The organism is Humidesulfovibrio sp. (genome assembly GCF_030689645.1).
Classification (GTDB): Bacteria; Desulfobacterota; Desulfovibrionia; order Desulfovibrionales; family Desulfovibrionaceae; genus Humidesulfovibrio.
The window spans coordinates 38,573-54,260 of record NZ_JAUYFU010000100.1 but is presented as its reverse complement, the minus strand read 5'-3'; the positions used below and the strand labels follow the sequence as shown (position 1 = coordinate 54,260).

Annotated in this window: 13 protein-coding genes; 8 read left to right on the top strand and 5 right to left on the bottom strand. The window is 65.2% G+C overall.

Going from position 1 to position 15,688, the window contains the following annotated elements; translation table 11 throughout:
- Positions 1-50 precede the first annotated feature (50 nt).
- From Q8O35_RS13540 to Q8O35_RS13525, 4 genes are read right to left on the bottom strand one after another with little or no spacing between them, the layout of a single operon-like run.
- The gene (locus tag Q8O35_RS13540; RefSeq protein ID WP_305574219.1) at positions 51-1,724 is read right to left on the bottom strand and encodes an AMP-binding protein; all 1,674 of its coding nucleotides are present in this window, start codon (positions 1,722-1,724) and stop codon (positions 51-53) included.
- A gap of 16 nt (positions 1,725-1,740) precedes the next feature.
- Positions 1,741-2,298 carry a helix-turn-helix domain-containing protein gene (locus tag Q8O35_RS13535; RefSeq protein WP_305574217.1) on the bottom strand — a complete coding sequence of 186 codons (558 nt, stop codon included), beginning with the start codon at positions 2,296-2,298 and terminating at the stop codon, positions 1,741-1,743.
- Between the two features lie 16 nt (positions 2,299-2,314).
- The gene (locus Q8O35_RS13530; protein ID WP_305574215.1) at positions 2,315-3,985 is read right to left on the bottom strand and encodes an AMP-binding protein; all 1,671 of its coding nucleotides are present in this window, start codon (positions 3,983-3,985) and stop codon (positions 2,315-2,317) included.
- Between the two features lie 3 nt (positions 3,986-3,988).
- A complete protein-coding gene (locus tag Q8O35_RS13525) occupies positions 3,989-4,555 on the bottom strand; it encodes a helix-turn-helix domain-containing protein (RefSeq protein WP_305574213.1) in 567 nt (188 codons plus the stop codon).
- A gap of 225 nt (positions 4,556-4,780) precedes the next feature.
- Between Q8O35_RS13525 and Q8O35_RS13520 the strand changes: the two genes are divergently transcribed.
- The 5 genes from Q8O35_RS13520 to dapF all read left to right on the top strand — a co-directional run bounded on the left by Q8O35_RS13520 (position 4,781) and on the right by dapF (position 9,597).
- The gene (locus Q8O35_RS13520) at positions 4,781-5,551 is read left to right on the top strand and encodes a lipopolysaccharide assembly protein LapB (RefSeq protein WP_305574211.1); all 771 of its coding nucleotides are present in this window, start codon (positions 4,781-4,783) and stop codon (positions 5,549-5,551) included.
- A gap of 132 nt (positions 5,552-5,683) precedes the next feature.
- Entirely contained in the window at positions 5,684-6,280 is a 597-nt protein-coding gene (locus tag Q8O35_RS13515; RefSeq protein ID WP_305574209.1) for an ABC transporter ATP-binding protein, read from the top strand.
- A gap of 28 nt (positions 6,281-6,308) precedes the next feature.
- On the top strand, positions 6,309-7,091 hold the full coding sequence (gene fetB, locus Q8O35_RS13510; protein ID WP_305574288.1) for an iron export ABC transporter permease subunit FetB: 783 nt from the start codon (positions 6,309-6,311) through the stop codon (positions 7,089-7,091).
- A 110-nt stretch (positions 7,092-7,201) separates the two neighbouring features.
- Positions 7,202-8,632, top strand: coding sequence for a DNA integrity scanning protein DisA nucleotide-binding domain protein (locus tag Q8O35_RS13505; protein WP_305574207.1), 1,431 nt, complete (start codon positions 7,202-7,204; stop codon positions 8,630-8,632).
- Positions 8,633-8,745: 113 nt separating this feature from the next.
- Positions 8,746-9,597: a diaminopimelate epimerase gene (dapF, locus tag Q8O35_RS13500; protein ID WP_305574205.1), complete on the top strand. Its 852-nt coding sequence runs from the start codon at positions 8,746-8,748 to the stop codon at positions 9,595-9,597.
- A 64-nt stretch (positions 9,598-9,661) separates the two neighbouring features.
- On the opposite strand, the gene Q8O35_RS13495 is transcribed toward dapF, so the two are convergent.
- Complete coding sequence (locus Q8O35_RS13495; protein ID WP_305574203.1) at positions 9,662-13,537, bottom strand: PAS domain S-box protein; 3,876 nt, start codon at positions 13,535-13,537, stop codon at positions 9,662-9,664.
- Positions 13,538-13,766: 229 nt separating this feature from the next.
- Between Q8O35_RS13495 and Q8O35_RS13490 the strand changes: the two genes are divergently transcribed.
- The 3 genes from Q8O35_RS13490 to Q8O35_RS13480 are packed head-to-tail and all read left to right on the top strand — an operon-like array spanning position 13,767 to position 15,654.
- Positions 13,767-14,306, top strand: coding sequence for a PilN domain-containing protein (locus tag Q8O35_RS13490; protein WP_305574201.1), 540 nt, complete (start codon positions 13,767-13,769; stop codon positions 14,304-14,306).
- Positions 14,303-14,818 (top strand): hypothetical protein, encoded by a 516-nt coding sequence (locus tag Q8O35_RS13485; RefSeq protein WP_305574199.1) that lies wholly within the window; start codon positions 14,303-14,305, stop codon positions 14,816-14,818. Before Q8O35_RS13490 ends, Q8O35_RS13485 begins: the two co-directional genes overlap by 4 nt.
- Positions 14,819-14,826: 8 nt before the next feature.
- The gene (locus Q8O35_RS13480; protein WP_305574197.1) at positions 14,827-15,654 is read left to right on the top strand and encodes a hypothetical protein; all 828 of its coding nucleotides are present in this window, start codon (positions 14,827-14,829) and stop codon (positions 15,652-15,654) included.
- The last annotated feature ends 34 nt before the right edge of the window (positions 15,655-15,688 follow it).

The following is a 15,688-nucleotide window of genomic DNA, read 5'->3' as shown; positions in this document are numbered from 1 at the left end:
GCAACACCCTCCGATCTTTTTTCTCCAGAGCCCCAACATACATCGTGGCGCTATATGTCCATGCGCTCCTGATCCCGCGCGCGGATCTCGGCGCGCTTGATCTTGCCGCTGATGGTCTTTGGCAGCTCGGCCACGTACTCGATTATGCGCGGGTACTTGTAGGGCGCGGTGACGCTCTTGACGTGGTTCTGGAGTTCTCTGGTCATCTCGTCGCCGGGGGTGAACCCGGGAGCCAGGACCACGGTGGCCTTGACCGCCATGCCGCGCACGGCATCGGGCACGCCGGTGACGGCGGCCTCGACAACGGCCTCGTGCGACACCAGGGCGCTCTCCACCTCAAAGGGCCCAATGCGGTAGCCCGAGCTTTTGATGAGGTCGTCGGTGCGGCCCAGGAACCAGAAGTAGCCGTCCTCGTCCACCCAGGCCTTGTCGCCCGTGTGGTAGAAGCCGCCGCGCACCACCTTGGCCGTGCGCTCCGGCTCGTCCAGGTAGCCGCAGAACAGGCCTGGCATGCCCTTTGTGGTGACGCCGTCCTTCAGCCGGATGCAGATTTCGCCTTCCTCACCCGGGGGGCAGGGCTGGTCTTCATCATTCAGCAACAGGATGTCCCAGCCGGGCATGGGCCTGCCGATGGACCCCGGCTTGGGCTTCATGAACGGCAGGGTGGCAACCTGCAAAGTGGTTTCCGTCTGGCCGTAGCCTTCCAGGATGGGCAGGCCCAGGATCTTGAGCCAGCCCTCGTACACGGAGTCGTTCAACAGCTCGCCTGCGGTTGTGCAGTGGCGAAGGCTGGAAAGGTCGTATTCCTTCAGGTCCACGCGTACCAGAAAACGGTACACGGTGGGCGGGGCGCAGAAGGTTGTGATCTTGTGCGCGGAGATGATGCGCAAGAGCTCGCGCGGCTCGAACTTGCCGCGGAAGTCCCACACGAAGACCACGGCCCCTGCCAGCCACTGGCCGTAGAACTTGCCCCACACGCTCTTGGCCCAGCCCGTGTCGGAGAGGGTCAGGTGCACATCTCCGGGCTCCAGGTCGTGCCAGTAAGCGCCGGTGGTGATGTGCCCCAGGGGATACGTGTTGGTGTGCAGCACCATCTTGGGCATGCCCGTGGTGCCGGAGGAGAAGAAGATGACCATGGGATCGTCGCCGCCCGGAGTCTGGGCCGTGCGGGGGAAGTCCGCAGCGCCGGAGGCCGCGAGGGTCTCATAATCCTGCCAACCCGACGGGGCTTTATCCAGACCGGTGCCGGAGGGAATGTCGATAAGCAGCGTCAGGCTGGGGCACCTGGGCCTGGCCGCCTCGACGCGCGCAGTGAGGGAGTCCTCGCAGATGACGCAGGAGACCTTGGCGAAATTCACCCGAAACTCGATGTCGTGCGGGGTCAAGAGCGAGGGCGAAGGGATGGGCAGCGCGCCGATGCGGCAAAGGGCCAGCATGGACACCCAGTACTCCATGCGGCGATAAAGAATAAGCATGACCCGGTCGCCCTTTTTCACTCCCTTGGCGGCAAGGGCGCTGGCGAGCTTCATGGACTCCTGCTGGAAGAAACCGAAGGAGTATTCCCGGCGAACTCCGGCATCATCCACGTGGATCATGGCCAGACGGTTTGGATCCTCAGCCGCGCGAGCGTCCAAAAAGTCATAGGCGAAGTTGTAATTCTCGGGCACGTCAAGTTTGTAGGCCGCCATGAAGTCGCGGTAGCGGCCGGGGCGCAATTTTTTCATTTCGGCAGCTCCCGCGTTAAAGGATCACGTCGAGGAACACGGCGTGCTTGTCGTCCAGGCCGCGCAGGGCGTGCGGGGTCTGGGAGTCGAAATACAGGCTGTCGCCGGGCTCAAGGGCAAGAACGTCTTCGCCCAGGCGCAGCTCCAGGCGGCCTTCGGTCACATGAATGAACTCCTGGCCGGAGTGGGACACGAGGTTCATCTCCTCCGGGCTCTTGGCCGGCACGGTGATGAGGAAGGGCTCCATCTTGCGGCCAGAGAAGCGGTAAGCCAGGGACTTGTAGTCGTAGTCCTTGCGGCGCTCCACCGAAAGGCCCTCGCCCCGGCGCACCAGTGAATAGCCGCGCAGATGCGGCTCCACGCCGCTGATGAGCACGGTGAGGTCCACGTGGCAGGCCTGGGCCACCTTCATAAGAAAGCCCACGGGAATCTCGCACTCGCCGGATTCGAACTCCGCGATCTGCGCCGTGCTGACGCCGGTCTTGGCGGCCAGATCCTCCAGGGTCATGTCCAGGGCGTCGCGAAGGCCGCGCAGGCGCGGGGCGATGTCCTTGTGTGCCTGTTCCATGTGCATGGCTTGAAGCTCCTTGTTACGACTTGGGGGTCTCTTGCATGGCCTCGGGGAACAGCTCGGCCGCCAGCTCACGCAGCTTGTACTTCTGGATCTTGCCGCTGGCGGTCATGGGGTAGGCCTCCACAAAGGCGATGTACTTCGGGATCTTGTAGCGCGCAATCTGGCCACGGCAATAGTCCTTCACGTCCTCGGGCTCCATGTGCGCATCGGGCTTGAGGATGACAAAAGCGCCCACTTCCTCGCCGAACTTGCGGCTGGGCACGCCCACCACCTGCACGTCGAGAATGCCGTCCATGCGGTACAGGAATTCCTCAAGCTCGCGCGGGTAGACGTTCTCGCCGCCGCGGATGATCATGTCCTTCAGGCGGCCTGTGACCGTGACGTAGCCCTCTTCGTCCATGACGCCGAGGTCGCCGGAATGCAGCCAGCCGTCCATGTCGATGGCCTTGGCCGTGGCTTCTGGGTTGTTGTAGTAGCCCTTCATCACGTTGTAGCCGCGGCAGCAGATCTCGCCAACCGTGTTCCGGGGCGACTCCTGCCCCGTTTCCGGGTCCTTGATGCAGACCTCGATCTCAGGCATTTCGCGGCCCACGGTCTCGGTCATCTGGCGCAAGGAATCGCCGATGCGCGTCTGGGTCATCACCGGGCTGCCTTCGGTCAAACCATAGCAGATGGTGATTTCGCGCATGTTCATCTCGTTCATGGCGCGCTTCATGAATTCGATGGGGCAGGGAGAGCCGGCCATGATGCCGGTTCGCAGGGAGCTGAAGTCAAAGCGCTTGAAAAGCTTGTGCTCCAGCATGGCTATAAACATTGTGGGCACGCCATAAATGGCCGTGCATTTCTCCTCCTCGACGCTAGTCATGGCCATGACCGGGTCGAAGTTCTCCAGAAGCACCATGGTGGTGGCGTGGTTGACGCAGGCCATGACACCCAGCACGCAGCCGAAGCAGTGGAACAGGGGCACCGCCAGGCACAGGCGGTCCTTTTCGGAGAAATGCTGGTTCTCGCCGATCCAGTAGCCGTTGTTGCCAATGTTGTAGTGGGTGAGCTGCACGCCCTTGGGGAAGCCCGTGGTGCCGCTGGTGTACTGCATGTTCACCACATCGTGCGCGGAAAGCCCCGCCTGGCGCGCCTCGTACTCTTCCTGGCTGACCATGACGCTCAAGGACTGCACTTCGGTCATGGAGTACATGCCGCGGTGCTTCTCAGCTCCCAGGAAGATGACGCGCTTCAGGTGCGGGAACTTCTCGCTCTTGAGGTGGCCGCGTTCCTGGGTCTTGAGCTCCGGCACCAGGTCGTAGATGGTGCCGACGTAGTCCGTGTCGCGGAAACCGTCGATGAGCACCAGGTTCTCGCAGTCGCTCTGCTTCAGCAGGTACTCGATCTCGGACCGGCGGTAGTGGGTGTTCACGGTCAAGAGCACGGCGCCGATCTTGGCCGTGGCGAACATGAGCACGACCCAATAAGGCACGTTGTTGGCCCAAATGCCGACCTTCTCGCCCTTTTTCACGCCCAGGGCCATGAGGCCGAGGGCCACCTCGTCCACCAGGTCGGAGAACTGTCGCCAGGTGAGGCGGAACTCGCGGTCAACGTAGACCACGGCGTCGCGGTTGGGCCACTTGGCCACGGTCTCGTCGAGGAGCTGCCCCAGTGTGGCTTCGCGGGTGGCTTGACTTCGCGGCATGAGTTACTCCGGGAAGTAGAGCACCGCGTAGATGCTGGCGGGCTCAGTGCCTGCGGCGGAAAGGTTGTGCGGCACAACTGAATTGTAATACATGCTGTCGCCGGGGCCCAGGATGCTGGTTTCGCGGCCATAGGTGAGCTGCACCTGGCCGGACACCACAACAATGAACTCCTCGCCCTCATGGAACGACAGCTTCTTGTCCGCCTCGGGCTCCGGGTTCATGACGATGAAGAAGGGCTCCATGTGGCGGTCGGTCTTGCCCTTGCCCAGGGAGTAGTAGTTATGCGTGGCGGGCTTGTCGCCGTCCTGGTGCATGCTGAACTCTTCCTTGCGCTCGTCCAGCCGCACGATAAGCGGGTCGCGGCTCACATGGTCGTCGAGGAAGGTGCCCAGGCGCACGCCCAGGGCGCGGGCGATCTTGAGCAGCGGCCCCAGGGACGGGTAAAGGTCCTTGGACTCCACCGCGGAGAGGAAAACCTCCTCCAACCCGGTTCGCCCGGCCAAATCCGCCAGGCTCAGGCCCTGCTTCTCACGAAACGCACGTATGCGCTCACCCACTTTCTTGTCCATGGTGCCCCCATCCCCTCGCGATCTTGCGTGTTCACATACGTGGGCCGTCAATCGGCCAGCCACCAGAGTGGCAGATACCGTACCCGATCCGCCCTCAATTGTCGACTGTTCACGCCCCTTTGCCAGCCTTGGAACGGGCGGTCCTTGCCAGGCGGCGGCGAAGCGTGTAGCTTAAAAATGGCCGCACACAAGGGCCGGAAACGACACTGAGCAAGGTGTACAGCCATGAGCGACCAGCAGAACCAGGAGCCGCACGCCGCAGTCTACCGCCCAGACGGAGGCAAGAAGGTGAAAGGGCTCTTTTCCACCCAGACGGTGGAGAAGGTCGGCACCGGAACAACCCAGCGCAAAACCATCAGCAAGATGTATTGGTTCTGCTCCCAGGAAGACGACGCCCACGTTTCCGTGCAAGCGCTGAACAAGAACATGATCCCGGCGGGCGGGGCCACAATGGTGCCTATTGAGGACTTCCTGGCGCGTTACAATCCCGAACCCGAAATGTACGTGAAGACCGTTTACCCCAAGATGCAGGAACTGGCCTCCACCGTCACCCGCGCCGAGGAAAGCCGCCAGCGAGGCGCCTTGTACAGCGCCCAGTTCGAGTACGAAAACGCCTTGGCTGTCGACGAGGAAAACGTGCGCGCCAACTTCGGCCTGGGCCTGACCTACGTTGAACGTGGCGAAACCGCCAAGGCCCAGGACATTCTGGGGCGCATAGTGGGGCTTGAGGCGGCCTTCGCACCGGAGCACAAGCACCTGTTCAACGAGTTCGGCATCAGCCTCCGCAAAAGCCGCATGGTGGACCAGTCCGTGGAGTACTACACCCGCGCGCTCTCCCTCACCAACACCGACGAAAACCTTCACTACAACGCGGCCCGCGCCTTCTTCGACAAAGGCGACATGGAGAAGTGCCGCGAACACCTCATGGAAGCCCAGCGCCTGAACCCGGACCACGAGGAAGTAAAGAAGTTCCTCGAGTTTCTGAACAAGCAATAGGGGGCGGACGCCATGTCCCCGGCCAGCAGCACCACACCGGCGCACCATCTGGCCCTTCGGGGTGTCGATTTTTCTTACGCCGACAGCAGCAGCCCCCCCTCCCCTTCCCGCCGCATCCTCCGCAGCGCTCACATGAGCGTGCCGCGCGGAGCCTTCGTCCTGCTCACCGGACCCTCCGGCGCAGGCAAGAGCACCCTGCTGCGTCTTTTTTGTCGGCTGGAAGAGCCCCAGGCCGGGCAGGTGCTGATCGACGGCCTTGGCGTGACCGCCCTGCCCCCCCAACTGCTGCGCCGCAGAGTGAGCTACCTGCAGCAGACGCCCGCCGTCATCCCCGGCAGCGTGCGCGAGAACCTGCTCCTGCCCTTTACCTTCAAGTCCGCCGGTGGCGATCCCCGGCCCGACGATGCGACCCTCTCGGCCATGCTGGACGCCCTGTCCGCTGGCGACATCCCGCTTTCGCAAGAAGCGTCCACACTCTCCGTGGGCCAGCGCCAGCGCCTGTGTCTGGCGCGCGCCCTGCTCACAAAGCCCCAGGCGCTGCTGCTGGACGAACCCGTGAGTGCGCTTGACGCGTGCAGCTCCCGGGCGGTGTTGAATGCGGCGGAGAGCTTTTGCCTGGACGCCGGCGGCACTGTGCTGCTCGTCAGCCACGCGGAGTTTGTGCCCCGGCGCGTTGCGCCGCAGCATTACCGCCTGGAAAACGGAAACCTCGCCGAGGTTCCATCATGACACCCGCCCCTGCGACCGGAGCGTGATGATGGACGGCGGCGTGCTCGACATCACCCCCTGGCGGCTTGCCCTGGCGCTGGTGTTCTCCCTGGTGGCCGGGGGCTGCTCTCTGGCGCTCAAGCTCGACCTTGGGCGCGACATCCTCATCGGCACCGTGCGATCCTTTGCCCAGCTATTCCTCATGGGCTGGGTGCTGGGCTTCGTCTTCGCGGCGGATTCGCCCTGGCTGGTCATCGGCCTTTTCTTCATCATGGCCGGAGCCGCAGCCCACACCGCCCGCGGGCGCGTGAAGGAAAAGGCCGTGGCCTTCGCCTGGCCCATGTACGGCAGCATGGCCGCCGTCTACCTTCTGGTGACCATGACCGTCACAGGGGCCATCGTGGCGGCAGACCCGTGGTGGAAGCCGCAATACTTCCTGCCCATCGGCGGCATGGTGCTGGGCAACTCCATGACCTCCGTGGCCGTGGCCCTGGACCGACTGTTTGCCGACCTGCGCGCGCGCGCGGCCCTGGTGGAAATGAAGCTGTGCCTTGGGGCCGACGTGAGCGAGGCCAGCGCCGACATCGTGCGCGACGCGGTGCGCGCAGGCATGATCCCGGCGGTGAACTCCATGATGGCCGTGGGGCTGGTGAGCATCCCCGGCATGATGACCGGCCAGATCCTGGGCGGGAGCGACCCGTCCCAGGCAATCCGCTACCAGATCGTGGTCATGCTGATGATAGTGGGCGCCACGGCCCTGGGCAGCACCATCCTGACTCTGATCATCCGCCGCCGCTGCTTCGGCCCAGGGCAAAGGCCGCTGCTGCGCTAGCCCCAGAGCTGATTCATAGCCGGGTTGTTTTTGTTTTCACGTTGCGCTCCTGCCGGACTGCGTATAGTATTTCTCCGACGTCATAGAATTCCACACTCATAGAGGAATCCATGAGCCTGGACCGCCACCACATGCTCTGCCTGCACACGGTCCTTGAGGGACTGCGCATGGGCCTGTGCGAGTTCTCCGGGCCTTCGCGCGCCGCGCTCATCTATGCCTGCAAGCCGGGTGCGCCCTTGCGCGTGGTGGACCCGCAAAATTTGCTGCGGGGGCATGAACCCCGCATCCGCGAATATTTCATTGACTCTTCCGAATGGCGGGAGGGCCTGCCCGCACCGGAGCACGTGGCCTTCTTCGACCAGTTCCATGCCCGCCGGCTGGGCCTTGCCGGGCTGGTGAGCCTGGGAGGGCGCGCCAACGGCGTGGCCTACCAGATGTGGTTCACGGAGCAGCACCCGGACCTGTGCTCCCCCGGCCCCACCCGGCGCTGGCTGGAGCTGGCCCTGCGGCAGTTCTCCATCAGCATCTGCAACCGCGACATCCTGGCCTTGGATGCGGCCTCCAACACCCTGCAAGCGATGGCCCCCCACGCCGTGCACGACTTCATCGTGGACGAGCGGGCGCGGGCCATCGGCCCGGACACGCGCCTGCGGGTGTTCAACATCCTCTCGTCCATCATTCAGATTTCCAAAACGCCGGAGGAAGGCGCATGGGCCCGGGGTCGGCTGGCCTTTGTGGAGCCCTCGCGCCTGTCGCGGCTGCACTACCTGGCCAAACTGCCCAAGGCCGAGCGTCCAAGGCTTGACCACAGCAAGCATGTGCGCAAGATGCTGCTTTCCGTCGAACGCACCCAGCGCCAGCTCGTGTCCGATGGCGATCACCTCATCGGCATGGCTCAGGGCGACCTGCCCGCTGGCAGCCTGTGCGCCCTGTTCAACGGACGCCACGGCATGCTCTCCCTCGACGGCAGCCCGGTGTGCAGTTTTTCCGACGGAGCCTTCCAATCGTCCAACCGCCGCCCCAACCTGGTCACCCTGGAGGAGGCCCTGCTGGAATGGCCCCTGGACGACACCCAGCGCAGCACGCTGTTCGCCACGGTTTCTCGGCTGGTCTCCATCGCCGGGGAGCAGAAGTACGGCTGCGCGCTGATCATCGACCCCTACACCCCGCTTTTGTCCCTCTCCGGCCACAGCCTGGAAACGCCCATGCCCCTGGCGGGCGATGAGCGTCTGGCCCTTGCAGCCGGGCTGGCCAAGGTGGACGGGGCCCTGCATCTTTCCGCCGCGCGCAACCAGTTGTGCGCCTTCGCCTGCCTCATGGACGGCCCGAGCTTCCCCGGCGAGGACCGGGCGCGCGGGGCGCGCTACAATTCGGCCCTGCGCTTCACCCACTCCCACCCGGAACTCATCGTGGTGGTGGTTTCAAGCGATCGCCCGGTGTCCGTGGTGCAGAAGGGCATGGACCTTTCCAAGCCGCCCACGTGGCCCCAGGTGCCGAGCATGCTGCGCCCCCCGCCCACCCTTGAGGAATGGCTGGAGTAAGCGCAACCAAGCCCTCCGCGCCTAACGCGCTCTGCCGTCTTGCCCCTTGACGAACCGGCCCGCCATGCTTTCTATTGAGGTGCGACGAAAACCGCCCAGAGGGAGCTGAATTCATGAGCACAATGTTCGGGGCACGCGTGCCCTTTTACAAGCTGCAAGGCTGCGGCAACGACTTCGTGGCCATTGACAACCGCGTGCTGCGCCTGCCCAAAGAACTCATGGCCGAGTGGGCCAGGCGCATTTGTCCGCGTGCCTTCGGCGTCGGCGCGGACGGCCTGTTCTTCCTGGAGCTGGCGGCGCCGGGCTCCGGGGCCGATGTGGCGTGGCACTTCTACAACGCCGACGGCTCACGCGCGGAGATGTGCGGCAACGCCAGCCGCTGCGCAGGCCGCCTCATTCACGCTCTCGGCATCGCCGGGGAGCGGCATGTGCTGCTCACCGACGCTGGCCCCGTTGCCATCGCCGTGGACCCCGAGGCCGGACTGGTCAAGGTGCAGCTTACTGCGGCCAAGCATCTCGCCCTCGACACCAAACTCAGCGTGCAGGGTCGCGAAACCGTAGTGCATTTCGTGAACACCGGGGTGCCGCACGCGGTGATTCTGGTGGAAAAGGCCGACGAGGTGGATGTCGCGGGCATCGGCCGTGCGGTGCGCTTCCACGAGCATTTTGCGCCCGCAGGGACCAACGTGAACTTCGTAGAGGTGGCGGACAAGTCCCGCACCCTCATGCGCACCTACGAGCGCGGCGTGGAGGCGGAAACCTACGCCTGCGGCACGGGCGCCTGCGCCGTGCATGTGGTTCTCCAGGCCCTGGGTCTGGCCGGGGACGAACTTGCCAACACCACCACCGGCGGCGAGGTGCTGACCACCAGCCTTGAAGGGGGCCGCGTATTCCTCAAGGGTGCTGCGGAACTCACCTTCACCGGCGAGATCAACGCCCCCGCCTTGGGCCTGCCCCTGCCATAGCGCAGCAAGCATCCAAGCATCCCCACGGCCCCGTCTGCGCCTTATTCTCCAGCGCGCGGCGGGGCTATTTGCTTCCGCAGAAGCGATCGTCGCAGGCTTTGCCCAGGGCGGCCTGGGTTTCCTCCAGCACGGCGTCCAGCCGCGCCACAGCCTGGGACAATTCGCCAAAGGGGTCTGATCCAAACCCGTCCGTCTTCGCCTGGCAGGCCGCGGCCAGCCCCTCCAAAACGCGTGCGGCCTGGCTGGCGGCAAAGGCTCCCACGCTGGCGCTGGTGCTCTTCAAAGAATGGGCGGCCAGGTGCAGGGCCGGAACATCGACCCGCGCCAAGGCCGCGGCCAGGGTCCGCCGCCTGTCCGGCAGATCGGCCAGATAGAGCCCCAGCACGTCTTTCAGCAGGGCCTCCTCCCCCCCCAGCATGTCCGACGCCAGATCCAGATCCACCAGCTTCTGGCCAGGCGCAGAAGACGCCAGCCGTTGGTCAGCGTGAGGCGGCAGCGGCAACCCACCCAGAGTGTCGGCAAGGGTCTTGAAGCTCACCGGCTTGGGCAGAAACCCGTCCATGCCTGCGGCCTCGCACTCCTTGCGGAAGCTGCTCAGGGCGTGGGCTGTCATGGCCAGCACGGTTACATTGCGATTGCGCTCGCCTGCCTGCCCCTGGCGCAGCAACCGCGTGGCGGTGAGCCCGTCCATGCCCGGCATCTCCACGTCCATGAGCACCAGGTCGAAGTCCTCCTGGGCCAGCAGATCCAATGCGGCGCGGCCGTTGCCAGCGTGACGCACAGTATGCCCAAGCCGCGCGAGAAAGCTCTGGGCGATGATGACATTGGCGGGGGTGTCCTCGGCCAGGAGGACGGTAAGATGTCGGGACAGCGTGTGCTCGTCGCCGGCATGCGCAGCGTCGAACTGCGTGGGCGCGGCTGGGGCAGTGGCGGACGGTGCGGTTTCGACCGGCTTGCCGGGCTTACGTTCAGGAGCTTGGCTGTCGGAACCTTCCGGCAGGCGGAAGGGCAGGCGAACAAAAAAGCTGCTGCCCTGGCCCGGCGCGCTGGCCAGCCAGATGACCCCGCCCATGCTTTGCGCCAACTGGCGGCAAATGGCCAACCCCAGCCCCGTGCCGCCGTAATGCCGCGAGGTGGAGCTGTCGGCCTGGGTGAAATTCTCGAACACATGGCCCTGGGCCTCCGGCGCGATGCCGATGCCCGTGTCACGCACGGAGAAGAGCAGTTGGACGCAGCTGTCCGGACCGGACTCCACTGTCTCCACGGCCACATCCACCCCGCCCGCGTGGGTGAACTTGAGCGCATTGGCCACCAGGTTGGACAATATCTGGCCCAGGCGCGTCGGGTCGCCCAGCAGATTCACGGGCACGCCCTCCCCGATTCGGACCTCCAGGCGCAGCCCCTTGGCCGCAGCCGCCAAGCTGGGGTGCTCCAACACGTCGCGCAGCACATCGGGCAGGCGGAAGGGAATCTGCTCCAGCGTCAGGCCCCCGGCCTCCACGCGGGAGAGGTCAAGCAAATCGTTCAGCAGGCTCAAGAGCACCCGGCCCGACTGCCCCAGGGACTCCAGACAATGCTTGCGCTCCTCCTCCGTGGCCGCCATGCCCGCCAATTCCGAAAATCCTAGAATGGCGTTCAGCGGAGTGCGGATTTCATGGCTCATGCGAGCCAGAAAGTCGCTTTTAGCGCGGCTGGCGTTCTCGGCGACCTCCTTGGCGGCCATCACTTCGCGCTCCAGGCGCACGCGCTCGGTGATGTCCGTGCCGATGACGCAGATCTTGTCCGGCGCGCCGGTGGCGTCCAGCAAGGGGAACGTGCTGGTAAGCAGGGTCACGCTGCGGCCATCGGCCAAGGGCAGGTCGGCCACCCTGGTCACCGGCTGACCGCTGTCCAAAATCCGTTGGTCGTCTTGCATAATCATTTCGGCCATGTCCGGCGGATAGACCTCTGACACCGCGCGCCCGACCACGTCTCGGGCCAGCAGCCCCAAATCTGAAATGCGGCGGCTTGCCACCAGGAACCGGCTTTCGCGGTCGCGGATGGCGATGTACAGGGGCGCGTTGTCCAACAGGCCCTGCAGGTGCCCGCTGGTGATGCGCAACTCCTCCTGGGCCTGCTTGATGGCCGTGATGTCCGTCGACGTCTCAAGCCGCGCCATGCGGCCATCCACCCAGCGCAGGGCCTGCACCCGCACCAGACTCCAGGATCCGTTGCCGGGGTCATGCAGCTCGCGGGTAAATACCCCTGCGGGCTCGCCACGCTCGTTCAAGAGCCCCTGTCGCGGGCACAACCCGCACCTGTCGCGCCCGCCGTGCATGGCTTCCCAGCAGGGGTGCCCGACCAGATCCATGCCGACGCGCGCGTGGGCCGCCCGGTTGGCGTACAGAATAACATCCGTCTCGGCGTCGGCCACAAAGAGCACGTCGGCCTGATTGTCCAGCACACGCAGAAAGCGCTCATTGGCCTGGGCCAACTCCAGTTGGGCGCGCTTGCGTTCCGTCACGTCCGTGGCGAAGCCCTGGAACCCGATAACTCTGCCCGCGTCGTCGCGCAGGGCCAGGGCCGAAAGGGCCGCCCAGAAGGTGGTCCCGTTGCGGCGGTAAGCCTCAAACTCCAGGTCGCGCACACGCCCGTCGCGCGCCATAACCGTGAGCGCCGCCTGACGAACAGCAGGATCGACGTAAACCTGCCGCCCGATGTCAGTTATCTCGGCCTGCAACTGCTCCAGGCTATCGTAGCCGAACATGCGCAGCATGGCCGGATTGGCCTCCAAAAATCGCCCGGCCACGGTGGACACGAAGAAGCCCTCCACCGAATTCTCCAGAATCAGCCGCACCTTCTGCTCGGCCTGGCGCATGGCCTGGGTGGAGGCCGCCAGCGAAGCGGCCATCCGGTCCACTCCATTGGCCAGCAATCCCAGTTCGCCCCCGGCCTGGCTGTTGATGCGATGGGATAAATCGCCCTCGCCGAGCCTGCGCGTGGCGTCGAGGATCTCTCGGGCAGGGGCAATGATGCTCTTGCGAGCAAGCCATGAGGCCCCCAGCAGGCTGATGACCGCCGCGAGGCTTAAGCCCGCGAAGCTGCGCCTGGCGTTATCCGTTGCGGGCTGGAGAGCCTCCGCCTCCGGTATGCCCACGCGCACGTAAAGTTCTCGGCCCGGCGTGCTTGTCAACTTGCTGTAGGAAAAAATGCGCCGAACTCCGTCCTGGCCCGTATGCTCCTGGACGCTCTCGCCCTGGGTCACGCGGATCATGCTGGCAGCAACATCGGCATTAGGAGCATACTTTGCGTCGTCTTTCAAAGAATGTGGGTAGCTGGCACGCACCGCCCCATTGCGGTCCAGAATCTCCGCCATTCCGCCAACCGGCAGGCCAATGCTGCCCGCAAGGCTCTCAAACCAGCCGTAGCCGAAGGTCAGATTCAACACACCGGACAGTCGGCCCTGGTCGTCCTGCACGGGGCAGCCAAGCACCACCACCGACAGGTTGGTCAGCTGGCCTATCACGTGTTCGCCCTGAGAGCACGACTGCGTGCCCACCACGTCGCGAAACCATGGCCGGTCAACCACATTGGCGATGGGGAGGTCGGGCCAGGATGTGGCGACCACGTCGCCCTTGATGTCGTAAAGAGTGCAGGCCGTGTAGCCGGGAGAATTGCGGATGACGTCACGCAGGACTGGTGCAAGGCCGGACTTGTCCTGGGCCTGCGCCTGCGGCAGATGGGAAAGACCCGCCAAAAGCTGTCTGGCGCCGGTGAAGGCCTCGCGGCCCTGGCCGGCCAGGATCTCCGCCATATGATGCACGTGCTGGGTGGCCTGCCAGCGCAGGTGCTCGCGCAGTTCGGCGTTCTGCACAACGGAAACGACCACCGCAGGCGCCAGAGCCAGCAAAATGACCAGAACCAGGCGAAAGGCAAGGTTTTGAGGTAGTTTAAGCTTCATGATCCCCCGAGACAGACAGCACAATGCAGCCCGCCGCCAAAGGCTACCAGCATCGCCCAGGAGGCACAATGGCCGCAGCATCGGATTTTTTCGCTCCGGGCCCTCGTTGTGCGCAGCCATGCCCACCTGCACGGCCTGGACCCGCGCGCTGGCGCGTGTTATCTTCCCTCCGCCCAAATCAAGTTGTTTCCTGCGAACCACGCACGCACAACCACGAACCAGGACGCCCATGAGCAACAACGCGGACAGCCAGCCACAGGGCCTGCCAGAGGCCGAGCACCACCGCTACGGACGCATCCTGTTGGCCGTGACCATTGCCGGGCTGCTGTTCCTAGCCGGACAAACCGCGCGCTGGTGGCAAGAGCACCGCCACGCCCAGCGCCTGCGGGAGGCTGTGCATCAGGTCTATCAGCGCGCCCTGGCGGCCGACCCAGGGCGCTCGCCATACGGGCGTCTGCAGTTCGAACTCGGCAAACTCAAGGCCCAGTCGGCCCAGCGCCTGGACATGGTGGAGCTGCTGGCCGCACTTTCCCGCCGCGCTCCCGCTGGCGTGCGCATCACCTCCATCACCATGGCCACTGCCAGCGGCATGGTTTCCGGCCTGGCCGCCACCCCCGAGGACTTGCGGCGCTATCAGGCCGCCCTGGCTGCAGAAGCCTATTTCACTCTTTCCGTTCGCAAGGTCGAAACCTATGCCAGCCCCCTGCGCTTCGAACTGGACGTGAAAGCGCGCGACCGCTCCGCGCCGCCCCGAGGAGACGACCAGTGAGCTGGCTCAACGGCCCCTGGCGCATTGTCGCCCGGCTGACGCACCTGACAGCTCCGGCTCAGCGCAGGCTGTGGCGCATGCTTATCCTGGCCTGGGCCACGCTGCTCCTGGGAGCCTGGGCCGCGCTTTCGGCCTTCACCCGGGTTGAGGAAAAAGCCGCCGAAGACGCCGGGCAGACGTATGTCAGCGTCGCGCCCCTGGCGGCGGAGGTAATGGACCTACGCCAGCGCCGAGGCCAGTTGGAGGCCCAACCGCCACTGCTGGCCGCAGAGCAGGTCGCCCGCAACTCGGGCATCGGGCCGGACAGATTGCGCATTCAGCTCACCGCCGGGGCCACCTCCGAGGCCGGCCAGACCCTTACCCTGCGCGCCCAGGCCCTCACCCTCCGGGAACTGGTGGGCGTGCTGCGCGACCTCAAGGTGGAGGCGGGCCTGACTACGCTCTCCGCCCACATGGCGCCCGCGCCGGGCAATGACAACCGCATGGACCTGGACCTGGTCCTTTCCCGATAGGGGCGCGCATGGAAACGCAAACAGACACCCGGACAAGCGCCCTGGCGAACGGGCGGAACGCCGCGCCAGGGGTTCAGCCCCCAGCCGCGCCGCTGCGGCTCGGCTTTGCGGGCATGGGCAGCGCAGGCGTATTCGCCCTGCTCGCAGGCCTTTTGGCGGGGATTGTGCTCTACCTGCCCTGGGACACGGTGTGGAACCACGCCCTCAAACGCATTGCAGCCAACAAGAGCCCGGTGCGCATCGTCTGGCAGAGTCTGGACCGGGCCACGCCGCTGGGCTTCCGCATCAACGGCCTTACAGTTGAGGCGCCTGGCTGGTCCGTATCGCCACGCGTGCAGTGGCTGGACGTGCGGCTGGGCGTAAGCCCGCTTTTGACCCTGCGCGCCGACACCGGAGGCCGCGTCCTGCGCCTGGTGTTTCTGGACACCGGAGACTTTGACGTTGAGGGCGCAGCCAACCTGGCCTGCCTGGGCCGCCGCGACATCCTGGGCAGCGTGGACCTTCGGGGCCAGGGCCGCTTCCTGCGGGGCAAGGACGAACTGGAAAAAGGTTTCATAGATCTTCGCGGCAAGGCCCTTCAATTGCCGGGCGGCCTGTGGCTGGGCGATGCGGCCCTGTCGCTCGAATATAAGGACAGCGCACTGCGCATCCGCAGTTTTTCCCTGCGCGAGCCAGTACAGGTGCGGGCAGAGGGCACCGCAGCGGTGCGTCCGGGCGCGCTTCTCTCCTCGCCCTACACCGTGGCTGGCGAAATTCTGCGTGGCCGCGACTCGCTGACCTTCACCTCCCAAGGCGTGCTGGGCGATTTCCTGGGCGATACGGCCCTGCCGGAGTGATTTGCCCTTCGGCGCGAAAACGGCTAGAGCCCTT